Source organism: Hyphomonas sp., assembly GCF_017792385.1.
GTDB lineage: Bacteria > Pseudomonadota > Alphaproteobacteria > Caulobacterales > Hyphomonadaceae > Hyphomonas.
In genome coordinates, this window is record NZ_CP051230.1 from 1299353 (window position 1) to 1314644 (window position 15292).

Here is a 15292-nt window from a genome sequence, read left to right on the forward strand (position 1 = left end):
CGGCCATGACCGACCGCCGCCTGACCCCGGAAGAATCGCGTGCCTGGGCACGTGTGGCCCGCACGATCAAGCCGATCGGCCCGGCCCGGGACGGTCTGGAAGATTTTGAACGCGCGCTGGAAGCAGGCGAACCGGTGTCCCCGACGCGGCCGCGGTCTTCTTCGGCCAGCAGCCTTCTGGCCGCTTCGGGCCAGGTGGAAAAACCTGTCCGGCGCACAGCCCGCGCGGCGGACCGCAAGGGCGAAAAACGGGTCAAGCGAGGCCGGCTGGAACTGGCCGGCCGGATCGATCTGCATGGCCATACCCAGGCTTCGGCCGATGCCCTCCTGCGCAACTTCCTGGCTCGCAGCCGCGCCGATGGCGCGCGCTGCGTGCTGGTGATCACAGGTAAAGGGCGCGGGGGCGAGGGGGTGCTTCGCCGGAATTTCCTGGACTGGGTTCAGGGGCCGGAGGCAAGTCAGTTTGTGTCAGGCTATTCCGAGGCGCATGCGCGTCATGGGGGGGCAGGGGCGTTTTATCTGTTCCTGCGCCGCTGAGGGATTTGCGCAGGCTGGCCGACAATTCTTCCAGGCGCCGCATCGTTTCCGCTTCTGCTTCCGCTTCCGCCTCCGGTCCGGATTCCCAGATGAGCTGGTTGGGCACATGAAGATTGTGCGTGGGATCGGTCTCGAAGGCGTCCACGATCGGATCCAGCCAGGGCTTTCCGGCGACCAGTCGACGCAGATGTCTGACAATGGTGCGATGGGATTGCAGGTGCAGGACCGGAAGTCGCGAGACTCCGAAGGAATTGCGATGGCGGGCTTTGCGTCTTGGCATGGGAATGTCCTTTTTGTTGTGTGAGTCGGGCTGGTCGGGATTTCCCCCTCCGTCAGCCGGCTGCGCCGCCTGCCACCTCCCCCGCAAGCGGGGGAGGAGAAGAGGTGCGGTGTTCATTTTCGGTTCCTCCTGCACGTTTGGCCGGACTGGCTTTCGCCATCCGGGGATCCAACAACCGGCCCCAACAGAGCCATGGCGCGGCGGGCGCCGTGGCGCTCCGCCTGGAACTGAACAAGGCTACGGAATGGAGCGTTACCGCCCGCCGCGCCGGACAGGGTCTTCAGCGGGACACCCTCATGGGGGCCCATGGTCCCGGGTCTTCGTTACCGGCGCCGCGCAAACGGGTCTTCCGTGCTTTTCACACGGGAAGTCCATCCGGGGATGTCTCCCGGGCTGCCGGACGAGGCGGGTTCCCTACCGGGCTTCCCCGGCTCACCCTGGCCTGACCTGCCTAGGTGCGGACCGGACCGCTGCTCCGGCCCGCACCCTCCTGTCCCTGCCCTCCCGACCAGAACGGTACCTGATCCGGCTCCCGGAAGGGCAGATGACCATCATCGCATGAGGGGCTGTGCGCCGGATTCAGCTGGTCCGGAGATACCTGCGCAGGCAGGTATCCATCTCCCGCCATCGCCTGAAGCGCTTGAGGAGGAAGCAGGAGATGGGCCCCTGCCTTCGCAGGGGCCTGCGGGGGGAGAGCATGATCTCCATCCCCCAACACCGTGTCCCCGGCGGAGGCCGGGGTCTCGTGCGGTAAGGGCGCGGAGCCAGCCGAGGGAGGCTCCGGCGTACGCCGGAGATGCGGAGAAAGGGGACGATTGGGCATGATCCCCGCGATTGCGTGTGGCGTGCTCCGTGGCGTCGTTCCGTGATGGGCCCCCAGACGCTGCGCGTCGGGGGTGACGCCAGGGGGAGAGACTGATCTCCATCCTCCAACACCGTGTCCCCGGCTGAGGCCGGGGGCTCTTGCTGAAACGATGCGGAGCCGGCCGCACGGGGCCCCGGTGCCCTGCGCTTGCGCTTGGGCCTTCTCGGGGCGAATGCAGTGCATTCGCTGATCCCTCGAAGCGTGGCAGGGATGTCACATCAGCGGCAAGTTTCTGCGAGTGAATGTCACATGCACATTGATCCGGAGCAGAATGTGCCGCTAGACAGCGCGCAATTCATTCTCAATTTCAAAACAGGTATCCCTCATGCCGTTTTCCCGTCTGTCTGTGCTTCTGGCCTCCACTGCGCTGGTTTCGCTCGCCTCCCATGCGGATTCCGCGACCGAGCCGGGCGAGCAGAACCCCTATACGCTGTTGTCGACCATTGTCGTGACCGGATCGTCTGATGCGGTGGACGAGGTGGCGGGGTCTGTGTCCTTCCTGACCGATGCCGACCTGTCGGCACAGGCGCAGAGCGACATCCAGCGCGTGCTGCGCGTGGTGCCGGGTGTGAACATCCAGGAAGAGGATGGCTATGGCCTGCGCCCGAATATCGGCCTGCGCGGGTCCGGCTCGGATCGGTCGTCCCGCATCGTGCTGATGGAAGATGGCGTGCCGATCTCGCCGGCGCCCTACGCCTCCCCGTCGGCCTATTACTTCCCGACCACGGCGCGGATGAGCGCGGTGGAAGTGACCAAGGGCCCGGCCGCGATCCTGTATGGCCCGCGCACGACGGGGGGCGCGCTGAACCTGTTCTCCACGCCGGTGCCGACCGAGATGAGCGGCTTTGCGCAGGCCTTCTTCGGCACGAATGACCGCCAGCGTGTGCATGCCTGGACCGGCGGGCGCGCAGATGTGGGCGCAGGCTGGCAGCTGGGCGGCCTGATCGAGGTGTTCACCGACGAGACCGATGGCTTCAAGGAGCTGGACAATGGCGGCCCGACCGGGTTCGACGCCGATGATCTGATGCTGAAGATCGGCGCCTACAAGAGCGATGGTCCGATGCCGCAAAGCGTGGAGCTGAAATACCAGACGCGCGAAGAGACCTCCAACGAGACCTATCTGGGCCTGACTCTGGAAGATTTCCGCGCCAATCCCGACCGGCGCTATGATGCCAGCGCCGATGATGTGTTCCGGGGCGAGAATGAGCTGTTCCAGCTGACCCACAAGATCGAGGTCTCGCCGACGCTGAGCCTGACCACGATTGCCTATTCGCACGAATTTGCCCGCAACTGGTACAAGTTGCAGGGCATCAATGCGGCCGGTACGGGATCGAGCGGCGATGTCGGCATTTCGTCCATCCTGGGCGATCCGGTCACCTATGCGGCCGAATATGCCCTGATCACGGGGGCGGTGAGCCTCGACAATTCCATCGTCTATCGCGCCAATCAGCGCGCCTATTCCAGCGAAGGCATCCAGTCGACGCTGAACTGGCAGACCGATCTGGGCGGGCTGGATCATGATGTGACCTTCGGCGTGCGCCTGCACCAGGATGAGGAAGACCGGTTCCAGAAGGAAGATGCCTATCGTCTGGCAGGCGGCGCGCTGGCGCTGACCACGGCCGGGGCCGCCGGCAGCAATGCCAACCGCGTTTCCAGCGGCGAGGCGGTGGCCGTGTTCATTCAGGACCGGGTGACACTGGACAGGCTGACCGTGACGGGCGGCATGCGCTTTGAGGACTATGAGCTGACGCGGGAGGATTATTCCACCGCAGACCCAACCCGCGCCGACGGGCCGACCCGTGTGCGCACGCTGGACGACCAGGTGGTCGTGCCGGGCCTGAGTGCGCTTTACGAACTGAATGATGATCTGACCCTGCTGGCCGGCGTGCATCGCGGCTTTGCGATTGCCAGCCCCGGCGCGACTGACGCCGACGCCGAGGAAAGCGTGAACTGGGAGGCCGGTGGGCGCTTTTCCCGGAACGGGCTGGATGTGGAGGCGATTGCCTTCTTCAACGACTATTCCAATCTGCTCGGCACCTGCACGGCCTCATCCGGCGGCAATTGCACCATCGGCGATCAGTTCGATGGTGGCGAGGTGGACGTGATGGGCCTGGAGCTGACGGCGAGCTGGGATGCGGCGAAACTGTTCGACACCTCGCTCTCCCTGCCGGTCGGCGTGGTCTACACCTGGACCGATGCGGAGTTCCAGTCGGCCTTCGAGAGCAGCTATGAGCCCTGGGGCGATGTCGAGGCGGGCGATGAGCTGCCCTATGTCTCCGACCAGCAGATCACGCTGATGGCGGGCATCGAGGCAAGCCGCTGGGGTGTGGATCTCTCGGCCAATCATGTTTCCGAAGCCCGCGCGCGGGCCGGGCAGGGCGCCATTCCGGCGGGCGAGCGGATCGATGCGCGCTGGCTGGTCGATGCGGCGGCCTGGATGGACCTCACCGACACGCTGCGCCTGCGCGTGAAGGCCGAGAACCTGTTCGACGAAACCTATGTCGCCTCGATCGACCCCGCCGGCCTGCGCCCGGGCAAGCCGCAGGAGATCCTGTTCGGGCTTGAGGTGAAGTTTTAGGGGGGATAGGGGCGCGCTCCCATACCGAAGATGCCTGCGAAGGCAGGTATCCATCTCCCGTCATCTCCTGAAGCGCTTGGCGGTGCAGTTGGAGATGGGGCCCTGCCTTCGCAGGGGTGAGCGGAGAGGAGGGTGCACCCAATTCGAAGCCTCATTCCAGAGATCCGGGCTTTTGCGCCAAACCTCACCTGAAGGCCTTTCATTTCGGGGGAAAATGAGCCATAAGCCGCCCCTTGTGGTGGGATATCGGGTTCTGACCCGGCTGGACGACATCCCGGCCGTGGCCTGGAGCTGCAGATACTCACCCGAAAACCCCGCCAATTCAGGCGTTTAGACGAAACCCGCCGCAAGGCGATCACATGAAAGATATTCGATGTCGATTACCGCTGAGAAGAAAAAAGAGCTGATCGAAAAGTTCGCCACCAAGCCTGGCGACACCGGCTCTCCCGAAGTGCAGGTCGCGATCCTGACCGAACGGATCAACAACCTCACCGAACACTTCAAGACGAACAAGAAAGACAATCACTCCCGCCGCGGGCTCCTGGCCATGGTTGCCACCCGCCGGAAGCTGCTTGACTACACCAAGAAGAAGGATGAGGCGCGTTACAAGACCCTCATCGAGGCCCTGGGCATCCGCCGCTAGGCCGACAAAACAAGCCCGCCGGGCATAGGGCCGCGGCGGGCTTTTCGTATGTGAAAGAAAGACTGTTTGATGTTTGACAAGAAATCCGTGTCGCTGGAATGGGCCGGCCGCACGCTGACGATCGAAACGGGCCAGGTGGCCCGCCAGGCCGATGGCGCCGTCATGGTGACCTATGGGGACACGAGCGTCCTCGCCACGGCCGTCTATGCCAAGGAAGCAAAACCGGGTCAGGACTTCTTCCCCCTGACCGTCAACTACATGGAAAAATACTACGCGTCGGGCCGGATCCCCGGCGGCTATTTCAAGCGTGAAGGCCGCCCGACCGAGAAAGAGACGCTGACCTCGCGCCTCATCGACCGTCCGATCCGTCCGCTGTTCGTCAAGGGCTTCAAGCATGAAGTCCAGGTCGTGCTGACGGCGATCTCGTATGACCTCGAGAATGATCCGGACATTCTGGGCATGATCGGCGCCTCTGCCGCGCTCGTCCTGTCCGGTGCCCCGTTCATGGGCCCGATCGGCGCTGCCCGCGTCGGCTACAAGGATGGCGAATACCTGATCAACCCGTCCGTGATGGATCTGGAAGAGTCCGAACTGGACCTCGTCGTGGCCGGCACCGCCGACGCCGTGATGATGGTGGAATCGGAAGCCAAGGAACTGTCCGAAGAGGTGATGCTGGGCGCCGTGGTCGCTGGCCATGAGGCCATGCAGCCGGTGATCGATGCGATCATCGAGCTGGCCGAGCAGGCCGCCAAGGAACCGTTCGACTTCGCACCGGTCGACCATTCCGACGCGGTTGCCGCGATCCAGAAACTGGTCGGCGACGATCTCTCCGCCGCCTACAAGATCACCGAGAAGCTGCAGCGCCAGGCCGCTGTCGGCGAAGCGCGTGACAAGGCGAAAGAGGCTCTGGTCGGCACCGAGGACGCCCCGGGCGAAATGACCGGCGAAACCTTCAAGGCCGCCTTCAAGGAAGCCGAAGCCGCCGTTGTCCGTGGCGACATCATCAAGACGGGCAAGCGCATCGACGGCCGGAACCTGGATCAGGTCCGCCCGATCGTGGCCGAGGCCGGCTTCCTGCCGCGCACGCATGGCTCCGCCCTGTTCACGCGCGGCGAGACGCAGGCGATCTGTGTGGCCACGCTGGGCACGTCCGATGACGAACAATTCATCGACAGCCTGGACGGCACCCGCAAGGAACGCTTCCTGCTGCACTACAACTTCCCGCCATACTCTGTCGGCGAAACCGGCCGCATGGGCGGCGCTGGCCGCCGCGAGATCGGCCACGGCAAGCTGGCCTGGCGCGCGCTTCAGGCGGTCCTGCCGGAGCATTCGGAATTTCCGTACACGATCCGTCTCGTGTCGGAGATCACCGAGTCCAACGGGTCGTCTTCCATGGCGACCGTGTGTGGCTGCTCCCTCGCCATGATGGATGCCGGTGTGCCCGTGAAGCGCCCGGTTTCGGGCATCGCCATGGGTCTGATCCTGGAAGGCGAGGACTTTGCTGTGCTGTCCGACATTCTCGGTGACGAGGATCATCTCGGCGACATGGACTTCAAGGTAGCCGGAACGGAAGCTGGTGTGACCAGCCTTCAGATGGACATCAAGGTGGCCGGCATCACCAAGGACATCATGGAAAAAGCCCTTGCCCAGGCAAGCGGTGGCCGCATGCACATCCTCGGTGAAATGGCGAAAGCCTTGGATACGTCCCGCGACAGCCTGTCTGACAACGCCCCGCAGATGGAAATCATCAAGGTGCCAACCGACAAGATCCGTGACGTGATCGGTTCCGGCGGCAAGGTCATCCGCGGTATCGTGGAAGAGTCCGGTGCCAAGGTGAACATTGATGATGATGGCACCGTTCAGGTGTCCGCGCTCGACAAGGAGTCGATCAACAAGGCGCTGAAGATGATCAAGGAGATCGTCGCAGAGCCGGAAGTTGGCGAGATCTATGAAGGCAAAGTTGTTGGCCTGAAGGATTTCGGCATCTTCGTGAACTTCTTCGGTCCGAAGGACGGCCTCGTGCATGTGTCGCAAATGGCGAATGAGCGCGTGAACCATCCGAAGGACATGGTGAAGGAAGGCGACACGGTCTGGGTCAAGCTGATGGGCTTTGACGATCGCGGCAAGGTGCGCCTGTCCATGAAAGTTGTCGATCAGGAGACCGGCAAGGAAATCTCCAAGGACGAAGGCGGCGAAGAGGAATAGCCCTCTCCCCACCCACTAATTGCAGAAGGCCGCCCTACCGGGCGGCCTTTTTTGTTGGAGATTACAGGCCCTGTCCGCCGGACACTTCGATGCGCTGTGCGGTGATCCAGTGATTGTCCGGGGCCAGAAGGTTGGCGATGGCCGGGCCGATATCCTCCGGCAGGCCGACCCGGCCCAGCGCGGTCATGGCAGCAATCTGCTGGTTCAGGCCGGGCGTGTCGCGCACCACGCCGCCGCCAAAGTCTGTTTCCACCGCGCCCGGGGCGACCGTGTTCACGGAAATACCGCGCGGGCCGAGTTCCTTGGCCATGTAGCGGGTGAGCACTTCGACCGCGCCCTTGGCGGCGGCATAGGCGCCATAGCCGGGATATGTGAACCGCGTCAGCCCGGACGAGATGTTCACGATCCGCCCGCCATCCGCGATCAGGGGCAGCAGGGCCTGGGTCAGGAACAGCACGCCTTTCACATGTACGGAGAAGAGCGTGTCGAACTGTGCCTCACGGATCTCTGCCAGCGGCGCATTGATGCCTTCGCCGGCATTGTTGACGAGATGATCGAAACTGGACCGGTTCCAAGTCTCCTGCAGCGCGGCCTTCACGCTGTCTGCAAAGGCGGGGAAACGGGTCAGCTCGCTCGTGTCGAGCTGGAGCGCGCGGGCCTTCCGGCCAAGCGCCTCGATTTCAGTGATGACGGCATCTGCGGCATCGGCGCGGCTGCGATAGGTGATCAGCACATCGCCGCCCTTGCGTGCGATGCTGAGAGCGGTGTTGCGACCAAGGCCGCGGCTGCCGCCAGTGACGAGGGTGAGAGGGGGCATGTCGGTCTCCTGTAGGGGGTGATGGCCTGAAGGTGGGAGCGAAGCCCGCCGCGCGGTTGCCGGAACCTCGCCAATTCTTGCCTGATCCTCCAAATTCGGATGCGATGACACGCTGGATGGGGTAGGATACGGCCATGACCGATCCCCTGATTTCTGCCGCCCGGCACTATGCGGCTGACCATGCCGATGCTGATGGCACCGCCGAAACCCCGATCCCGGGCCTTGTCATCATGACGGCAACCCGGCCGACCGCGTTGCAGCGCCTGATCCTGCAGCCTGTGGTCTGCCTTGTCCTGCAGGGCAGCAAGCGGGTGATGACGGGCCCGGATGTGTTCGACTTTTCGGCAGGTGATTCCCTGTTGATCACGACCGATGTGCCGACCCTGAGCCAGATCACGCAGGCGAGCCGGGAGAGGCCCTATCTCTCCCTGGCGCTGGATCTCAACCCGTCCGTGATCGCCGATCTGGCCGGGGACATGCCGCCGGCGCGCACTTCTTCCGGAGCGCCGGTACGAGTGGACCCGACGGACCGGGAAGTGGCCGATGCGGCAAGGCGGCTGGTCGGCCTGCTGGACCGGCCGGACACCTTGCCAGTCCTGCAGGACCAGCTGGTGCGGGAGATGCATTACTGGCTGATGGCCGGGCGTCATGGAGACGCGATCCGGCGGCTGGGCTGGCCGGATGGCCATGTGGAGCGGATCGGGCGGGCCGTTGCCATCCTGCGCAGGGACTATGCGCAGGCCCTGCCGGTAGCGGATCTGGCCGCGATTGCCGGAATGAGCGTGTCGTCCTTTCACCAGCATTTCCGGGCTGTCACATCCTTGTCGCCCCACCAATTCCAGAAGCAATTGCGCCTGATCGAGGCGCGCCGCCTGATGCAGGTGGATGGACGCACTGCAAGCCAGGCCGCCCATGCCGTCGGTTATGAAAGCGTGCCGCAATTCACGCGGGAATATGGACGCCTGTTCGGCCGTCCGCCCGCGCAGGATGCCCGGGCCGTGCGGGCGCGGCCTGATGCCGTGGCGGGCTGACTGCGTTCCGGGCACGGCCCGCCGCAATAATCCGTTGAAAGGCCAAGGGGTTTGCCGGTAGACCACGGGCCATCATGGCAAAGAAAAAACCCTTCCTAGTCGCAATGTCGGGCGGTTCGGGGTCCGGCAAGTCCACGCTGGCCGAAGCCCTTCTGGACCATCTGGAGCCCGGTCAGGCCGTCCTGTTTGGCGAGGACGCCTATTACTATCCGATGAGCCATTATGGTGAGCCGGCGAACCGGGAAGAATGGGAAACCCTTGTGGCGGGCATCAATTACGATGCCCCGCGATCCAAGGAGGCCGACCGCCTGGTCAAGGATATCCGCGCGCTGAAGGCCGGCGAGACGATCCAGCAGCCGATCTATGATTATGAGCGCCATGACCGCAGCGACCGGACGCGCGAGATCAAGTCGGCGCCGATCCTGATCCTGGAAGGCATCCACGCCTTGTCCTTCCCGAAAATCCGCTCGCTGATCGATTTGTCGGTTTATGTCGACACGCCGGACGATTTACGTCTGGCCCGCCGGATCCGCCGGGACGTGACCGAGCGCGGACGCAGCCTGGAGAGCGTGCTGCAGCAATATCTGGGAACGGTGCGCGCGGCGCATTACCAGTGGACCTATCCCGCGAAATTCGAAGCCGATCTCGTGATTGCCGATGAAGGCCTGCCGGCCTATGGCAATGTACGTCCGACCGACGAGGCGATCGAACGCATGATTGCACCGGTTCTGGCCCGCCTGCAGAATAGCGGGGCGATCTGACCGGTTCTCGCCTGGCGGGCCGTCTGCTATGACAGCGGCCAGATGCACAGGAGACGGCCATGACTTCCAGACTTTCACTTCTTCTGCTGGGCCTTGTGGGGCCGGCCTGCCTGTCGGCCTGTATCATTGTGGATGAGGCCGATGCGCCCGTCCGCGAAGTTGTGGTGGAGCGCGAGGTCATCGTGGAAACCGGCCCGGCGCAGGATGACCGGATGAACGCGACCCTGTGGGCGCAGCAGGCCGTGGAGTACAAAGCCACGACCGATGGCATCTATGCGCTGGCGGCACTGCGGCTGGAGGAGGCGCTGGCCGATCCGGACTGGACCGCGGCGCCGGACCTGCAGGGTGAGGGATACCAGGACCTGCCCCCGGCCATCATTCTGGATGCGGACGAGACCGTTCTGGACAACACGCCCTATGCGGCGGCGGATGTGCTGGAGGGAACCGGGTTTGACGAGGCCCGCTGGAATGCCTGGGCGGGCGCCGGGGTGGCCAAGGCGGTGCCGGGCGCCGTGGACTTCACCCGCGCAGCGGCGGCCAGGGGCGTGAAAGTGTTCTATGTCACCAATCGGGACGCCGTGACGGAAGACGGCACGGCGCGCAATCTGGCCGCGCTGGGCTTTCCGATGGGCGGCAATGTCGACACGTTGCTGACGAAAAGGGAACAGCCGGATTGGGGCTCTGCCAAATCTACCCGCTGGGCGGTGGTGGCCGAGGATTACCGTATCCTGTTGATGCTGGGCGACAATCTGGGGGATTTCACGGATGACTACAAAGGCAGCCCGGCCGAGCGCCAGGCTGTGTATGAGGCAAATGCCGGCAAATGGGGCCGGGAATGGATCGCCCTGCCCAATCCGGGCTATGGCAGCTGGGAAAGCGCGCCGTTCGGGCATGATTACAGCCTGACCGAGGATGAAAAGCGCGCCCTGAAGCGCGATGCGCTGCAGCCCTGGCCCTGATCCGGCCTGTTTTTGTAACTGTTCTGTTCAGGTCTGACGCGGTAATCTGCGCGCAGACATGATTGTGCGTGCATTCATCCCGGCCATGCTGGCCCTGATGACGGCCCTGCCAGCGTTCGGATGCGACCTGGCTGTGACCGGCCGCAGCGACACAGTTGCCGACTATTTCGAGCAGGTAGAGCCCTGTTTCACCAAACTGCCGGCCGGCTATGCGTTTGACACGGGCATGGAGCAGGAATTCCTGAAGCTGACCAATGCGGCGCGCGCCGAGGCGGGATTGCCGCCTCTGGTGTTTCGCGCGCATCTGCGCAATACGGCGCGGTTTCACAGCCTGGACATGGCCTATAATGATTTTTTCGGTCATGTCGGCCCGGACGGGCGCGCGCCGCAGGACCGGGTGGCGGCCTTTGACCGGCGGGCGCTGGTGCAATTCTCGGCCGAGAATGTCGCCATGGTCGAGATTGTCCGGGGGCGGTGGAATCTGCAACGGGAAGCCGTGCGTCGCCTGCACGAAAATCTCATGGACAGTCCGGGCCATCGCGCCAACATACTGAGCGAAGAGGCCACACATGTGGCCATGGGCGTGGTGCGCACCGATCAGGGCGTGTGGGTGACGCAGAACTTCCTCACCCTGTCCGGCAGCCTTGCGCGCGATGTTCCGGTGCGGATGCGCGCCGGGGACCGGCTGCGTCAGATGCCCGTGCTGAATGGCTGGACGTTCCGGCGGTTCTCCGCGGAATCGGCTGACGGGAATGTGCTGTCCCTTGGCGAGGGGATCCCGGCCGGTCTCGATGGCGACATCCATATCGCCGCCGAAGGCCGCAAGCCGGGCGAGGACCCGTTGAGTTTCTACACGATCCGCCTGCCCGGCCCGGCCGTGACCGTGGAGGGATAAGCGGGCTTGGAGGGTGTGCGTCAGAGCACGTGCATGATCTGGTCCAGCGGTTTTTTGACGAGCGCGTGTTTTGGCACCATGGCACCGTCTGCCGGATAGCCTGCGACGAGGATGAGGAAGGGTTTTTCCGTTTCCGGACGGTCGCAGATGCGGTTCAGGAATTTCATCGGATTGGGCGTATGGACGAGCGTGGCCAAACCGGCCTGATGACAGGCCGCCATCAGCAGGCCGGTGGCAATGCCGACGCTTTCATGAATGTAGTAATTCTTCCGGGTCTCGCCCTCATGCGCGCCGCCGCGGCGCTGGGCGAAGATGCAGATCAGCCAGGGCGCGGTCTCCATATAGGGCTTGTCGGCATCGGTGCCGATCGGGGCGAGGGCGTCGAGCCAGTCCTCGCCCGCGCGGCCGGCATAGAATTCACGCTCCTCGGCCTCGGCGGCTTCGCGGATCTCGCGCTTTTTCCCGGCGCTGTTCACGCAGGCGAAGAACCAGGGCTGGTGGTTGGCGCCGGACGGGGCCGAGCCCGCGGTCGCGATGCAGGCCTCGATGATCTCGCGCGGGACGGGGGCGTCTGAAAATTCCCGCACCGAGCGGCGCGAGGTCATGGCGGCATGGAAGGCCCGGGCGCGGACGCGCATCTCGTCCTCGGGATAATGCGGAAAGCCGGTCAGTGGCACATGGGTTTCGGTGCTGGTTTTCATGAGGCCCCTCCGATGTGTGGAGGGGCATCATGGAATGGCGGCGCGGGCGTGTCAGCCCCGTTTCAGGCGGGCGACTGCTTCTGTGACCGGCGTGTCGCCATTGGTCAGCTCGATGATCTCGTTCGTGATCTCCGGCGTGTTGATCAGTTCGGCCAGCGTGGCGGCGACATTGCCGCGGGCCACGTCTCCATAGGTGATCGCGCGTCCGGCGCTGACCTGGCCGTCACCATCATCGTCTTTCAACGTTCCGGGGCGCAGGATGACATAGTCGATGCCGCTGGTGGCGAGGGCGGCGTCGGCGCGGCGCTTCATCGCCATATAGTGTTCGAAATCATCGCTCGTGTCGCGGTCGCGCCCGGCATCCATGATGACCGAGACCATGTAGATGCGGTTGACGCCGGTGGCGCGCGCGGCCTCGATCAGCTTTTCCGGGCCTTCGCCATCAATTGCTGTTGTCTTGTCGCGGCCTGATCCGGCGGCTCCGGCAGAGAAGATGGCCGTGTCACAGCCCTGCAGGGCGCTGGCCATATCGTCGGCCGTCATCTCGATGAGATTGCCGAAGACCGGCTCGACACCTTGGTCGCGCAGATCGCCGGCCTGTTCGGGCTTGCGGTGCAGGCCTTTGACGCTGTGGCCGGCGCCCACGAGTTTCGGGCCAAGGCGGCTGCCGACGCCGCCGGTGGCGCCGATAAGGAAGATATTGGACATGGAAGTCTCCTGTCAGAATGGGTTCGCCAGACCAACAGGAGAGACAGGCAGGAGTTCCGGGCGATTACAGAAGCGTGATCGCTACTCCTCCGGCAAATCCGGGACGCCGACGACGTGGAAGCCGGCGTCGACATGGTGGACTTCGCCGGCGACGGAGTGGCCGAGGTCTGACAGAAGGTAGAGCGCCGCGCCGGCGACGCCTTCCATGCGCGTGTCTTCCTTCAGCAGGGACCAGTCGCGGCCGGTGCCCATCAGGCTCTTGCCGCCGCGAATGCCGGCGAGGGAGAGGGTGCGCATGGCGCCGGCCGAGATGGCGTTGACGCGAATGCCCTGGGGCCCGAGATCGCGCGCCGCATAGCGGGTCGCCGCTTCCAGCGCGGCCTTGGCGACGCCCATGACATTGTAGGAGGGCACGGTGCGCTCGGCGCCGAGATAGGTCATGCAGATCATCGCGCCGCCATCGGGCATGATCTCGCTGGCGCGGCGGGCACAGTCGATGAAGCTGTAGACGGAAATGTCCATCGCGCGGCGGAAGCCTTCGCGCGTCGTGTTGGCGACCATGGAGCCCTGCAGCTCGTCCTTGCCGGCAAAGGCGATGGAATGGACGAGGAAATCGATCTTGCCCCATTTGTCCTGCACGGCCTTGAAGGCGGCATCCATGGACGCGTCATCGGTGACGTCAGCCGGGATCATGAAATCCATGCCGATGCTCTCGACCAGCGGGCGGACGCGGCGCTCGAGGTTTTCGCCCTGATAGGTGAAGGCGATCTCGGCGCCCTGCGCGGCGAGCTGGCGGGCGATGCCCCAGGCGATCGAGTTCTGGTTGGCAACGCCCATCACGATGCCGCGCTTGCCTTTCATCAGGTCGCCTGCCGGCGGGGTCCAGTCATCAGCCATGGGAAAGCCTCTCTTTGGTGAATGTCTCGTTGGGAAACCGCTAGGCATCCCCGCTGGGCGCGTCAAGTTTGCGGCGGTGTTTCGGATGCCGGCTCAGGCCCGGGCGAGCCGGTCGGACAGGGCATGCAGAAGGGCGGCCATTTCGTCGACCCGCTCGCCCAGCGCCCCGTCAATCAGGTCGTTGATCTCGCCGAACGGCGCCTCGATGGCGGCGAGCGTGGCCGTGCCGGCATCTGTCAGCGACAATTCCCAGGCGCGGGAATCCTCCTGGCTGCGGGTGCGGGCAACCAGGCCGAGCTTTTTCAGCCGCGTGACCATGACCGTGATGGCGGATTCGTTCAGGCCGAGCGTGCGGGCCACCTCGTTCTGGCGCATGCCGGGCGAGCGCGCGATGACGGCCAGAACGGCAGACTGGGCGGTGGAAATGCCGGCGGCGCCAGACACGGCCTGGTCGGCCTGTTTCTGCAGGCGGTGGGCGGCGATCTGGAGCGCGTGATAGAATCGGCTGGAATGTGCAGTCATGCCGCTACGTAGCCTCTTGTGGGGGAGAGCGGAAGCCATATACTTCAATAGTGAAGTATATGGAGAGTCTCATGATCATCGATGTCTGGGCCCAGGCGACGACGCCGCGCTTTGCGGCGGCCCCCTGGCTGCAAACCCTGCTGAAATGGACCGGCCGGGAGGGGGACACGCGCGGCACGACCGTCGCCGAGACCCTTGCCGCAATGGATGCGGCGGGCGTGGACATCACGTTCCTGTCGGCCTGGTCGTCGCCGACGGGCGATCTGATTTCCAATTCCGAGCTGCAGGAACAGATCGATCAGGCACCCGACCGGTTGAGAGGGCTGGCCACTGTGGACCTGACCGATCCAATGGGGGCGGTGCGGGAGATCCGGCGGGTCGTGGACGGCCAGCGGATCGTCGGCGTGCGATTGGTGCCGTGGCTGTGGGACCTGCCGCCGAATGACCGGCGCTATTATCCGGTCTATGCCGCCTGTATCGAAGCGGGCGTGCCGTTCTGTACGCAGATCGGGCATACCGGGCCGCTGAAACGGTCCGAGACCGGCCGCATGCTGCCCTATCTGGAAGATGTGATGCTGGACTTTCCGGAACTGGTCGTGGTGGGCGGCCATGTCGGCTTCCCATGGCTGGACGAGCTGCACACGATGACGATCAAGTTCCCGAACTTCCATGTCGACACGTCGGCCTATGCGCTGCACCGCCTGCCTCCGGCCTTTGTCGACTGGATGAAGGGGGTCGGGGCGTCGCGGGTGATGTTCGGAACGAACTGGCCGATGCTGTCGCCCCGGCGCTGCCTTGATGGCCTGGACGGGCTGGGCCTGGACGCGGCTGCACGGGACGCGTTCCTGTCCGGCAATGCGAAACGGGTGTTCAAGCTGTGACGGTTGGCGACAG

The 15292-nt window shown here is 64.4% G+C and carries 15 protein-coding genes; 10 read left to right on the plus strand and 5 right to left on the minus strand.

The features are described 5' to 3' along the window. Positions 1-5: 5 nt before the first annotated feature. From HF955_RS06560 to pnp, 5 genes are all read left to right on the plus strand, one after another. Positions 6-536 carry a Smr/MutS family protein gene (locus HF955_RS06560; protein ID WP_291078762.1) on the plus strand — a complete coding sequence of 177 codons (531 nt, stop codon included), beginning with the start codon at positions 6-8 and terminating at the stop codon, positions 534-536. 106 nt (positions 537-642) lie between these two features. Beyond that, the gene (locus HF955_RS06565; protein ID WP_291078763.1) at positions 643-840 is read left to right on the plus strand and encodes a hypothetical protein; all 198 of its coding nucleotides are present in this window, start codon (positions 643-645) and stop codon (positions 838-840) included. A gap of 1166 nt (positions 841-2006) precedes the next feature. Then, positions 2007-4259 carry a TonB-dependent receptor gene (locus HF955_RS06570; RefSeq protein WP_291078764.1) on the plus strand — a complete coding sequence of 751 codons (2253 nt, stop codon included), beginning with the start codon at positions 2007-2009 and terminating at the stop codon, positions 4257-4259. Positions 4260-4632: 373 nt separating this feature from the next. Then, positions 4633-4902, plus strand: coding sequence for a 30S ribosomal protein S15 (gene rpsO, locus HF955_RS06575; RefSeq protein WP_027838265.1), 270 nt, complete (start codon positions 4633-4635; stop codon positions 4900-4902). Positions 4903-4971: 69 nt separating this feature from the next. Next, on the plus strand, positions 4972-7107 hold the full coding sequence (pnp, locus tag HF955_RS06580; protein WP_291078765.1) for a polyribonucleotide nucleotidyltransferase: 2136 nt from the start codon (positions 4972-4974) through the stop codon (positions 7105-7107). Positions 7108-7168: 61 nt separating this feature from the next. On the opposite strand, the gene HF955_RS06585 is transcribed toward pnp, so the two are convergent. Next, positions 7169-7924, minus strand: coding sequence for an SDR family oxidoreductase (locus HF955_RS06585; protein ID WP_291078766.1), 756 nt, complete (start codon positions 7922-7924; stop codon positions 7169-7171). Positions 7925-8058: 134 nt separating this feature from the next. On the opposite strand from HF955_RS06585, the gene HF955_RS06590 reads away from it, so the two are divergent. From HF955_RS06590 to HF955_RS06605, 4 genes are all read left to right on the plus strand, one after another. Next, positions 8059-8955 carry an AraC family transcriptional regulator gene (locus HF955_RS06590; protein ID WP_291078767.1) on the plus strand — a complete coding sequence of 299 codons (897 nt, stop codon included), beginning with the start codon at positions 8059-8061 and terminating at the stop codon, positions 8953-8955. 74 nt (positions 8956-9029) lie between these two features. Then, positions 9030-9716: a uridine kinase gene (gene udk, locus HF955_RS06595; protein WP_291078768.1), complete on the plus strand. Its 687-nt coding sequence runs from the start codon at positions 9030-9032 to the stop codon at positions 9714-9716. Positions 9717-9775: 59 nt separating this feature from the next. Next, a complete protein-coding gene (locus HF955_RS06600) occupies positions 9776-10675 on the plus strand; it encodes a 5'-nucleotidase, lipoprotein e(P4) family (protein WP_291078769.1) in 900 nt (299 codons plus the stop codon). A gap of 58 nt (positions 10676-10733) precedes the next feature. After that, positions 10734-11570 (plus strand): CAP domain-containing protein, encoded by an 837-nt coding sequence (locus HF955_RS06605; RefSeq protein ID WP_027838260.1) that lies wholly within the window; start codon positions 10734-10736, stop codon positions 11568-11570. A 20-nt stretch (positions 11571-11590) separates the two neighbouring features. Here HF955_RS06605 and HF955_RS06610 read toward each other — a convergent pair whose 3' ends face one another. The 4 genes from HF955_RS06610 to HF955_RS06625 form a co-directional block, all read right to left on the minus strand. Beyond that, on the minus strand, positions 11591-12271 hold the full coding sequence (locus tag HF955_RS06610) for a nitroreductase family protein (protein WP_253065341.1): 681 nt from the start codon (positions 12269-12271) through the stop codon (positions 11591-11593). A 51-nt stretch (positions 12272-12322) separates the two neighbouring features. Further along, complete coding sequence (locus HF955_RS06615; RefSeq protein ID WP_291078770.1) at positions 12323-12979, minus strand: SDR family oxidoreductase; 657 nt, start codon at positions 12977-12979, stop codon at positions 12323-12325. Positions 12980-13060: 81 nt separating this feature from the next. Next, positions 13061-13876: an enoyl-ACP reductase gene (locus HF955_RS06620; RefSeq protein ID WP_291078771.1), complete on the minus strand. Its 816-nt coding sequence runs from the start codon at positions 13874-13876 to the stop codon at positions 13061-13063. A 93-nt stretch (positions 13877-13969) separates the two neighbouring features. Beyond that, positions 13970-14398 carry a MarR family winged helix-turn-helix transcriptional regulator gene (locus HF955_RS06625; RefSeq protein WP_291078772.1) on the minus strand — a complete coding sequence of 143 codons (429 nt, stop codon included), beginning with the start codon at positions 14396-14398 and terminating at the stop codon, positions 13970-13972. Between the two features lie 71 nt (positions 14399-14469). Here HF955_RS06625 and HF955_RS06630 point away from each other — a divergent pair, with 71 nt between their 5' ends. Further along, complete coding sequence (locus tag HF955_RS06630; protein ID WP_291078773.1) at positions 14470-15279, plus strand: amidohydrolase family protein; 810 nt, start codon at positions 14470-14472, stop codon at positions 15277-15279. The last annotated feature ends 13 nt before the right edge of the window (positions 15280-15292 follow it).

Coding starts and splice junctions, on each gene's coding strand:
- HF955_RS06560 (WP_291078762.1), top strand. CDS start 6: ATGACCGACCGCCGCCTGACCCCGGAAGAATCGCGTGCCTGGGCACGT.
- HF955_RS06565 (WP_291078763.1), top strand. CDS start 643: ATGAAGATTGTGCGTGGGATCGGTCTCGAAGGCGTCCACGATCGGATC.
- HF955_RS06570 (WP_291078764.1), top strand. CDS start 2,007: ATGCCGTTTTCCCGTCTGTCTGTGCTTCTGGCCTCCACTGCGCTGGTT.
- rpsO (WP_027838265.1), top strand. CDS start 4,633: ATGTCGATTACCGCTGAGAAGAAAAAAGAGCTGATCGAAAAGTTCGCC.
- pnp (WP_291078765.1), top strand. CDS start 4,972: ATGTTTGACAAGAAATCCGTGTCGCTGGAATGGGCCGGCCGCACGCTG.
- HF955_RS06585 (WP_291078766.1), bottom strand. CDS start 7,924: ATGCCCCCTCTCACCCTCGTCACTGGCGGCAGCCGCGGCCTTGGTCGC.
- HF955_RS06590 (WP_291078767.1), top strand. CDS start 8,059: ATGACCGATCCCCTGATTTCTGCCGCCCGGCACTATGCGGCTGACCAT.
- udk (WP_291078768.1), top strand. CDS start 9,030: ATGGCAAAGAAAAAACCCTTCCTAGTCGCAATGTCGGGCGGTTCGGGG.
- HF955_RS06600 (WP_291078769.1), top strand. CDS start 9,776: ATGACTTCCAGACTTTCACTTCTTCTGCTGGGCCTTGTGGGGCCGGCC.
- HF955_RS06605 (WP_027838260.1), top strand. CDS start 10,734: ATGATTGTGCGTGCATTCATCCCGGCCATGCTGGCCCTGATGACGGCC.
- HF955_RS06610 (WP_253065341.1), bottom strand. CDS start 12,271: ATGAAAACCAGCACCGAAACCCATGTGCCACTGACCGGCTTTCCGCAT.
- HF955_RS06615 (WP_291078770.1), bottom strand. CDS start 12,979: ATGTCCAATATCTTCCTTATCGGCGCCACCGGCGGCGTCGGCAGCCGC.
- HF955_RS06620 (WP_291078771.1), bottom strand. CDS start 13,876: ATGGCTGATGACTGGACCCCGCCGGCAGGCGACCTGATGAAAGGCAAG.
- HF955_RS06625 (WP_291078772.1), bottom strand. CDS start 14,398: ATGACTGCACATTCCAGCCGATTCTATCACGCGCTCCAGATCGCCGCC.
- HF955_RS06630 (WP_291078773.1), top strand. CDS start 14,470: ATGATCATCGATGTCTGGGCCCAGGCGACGACGCCGCGCTTTGCGGCG.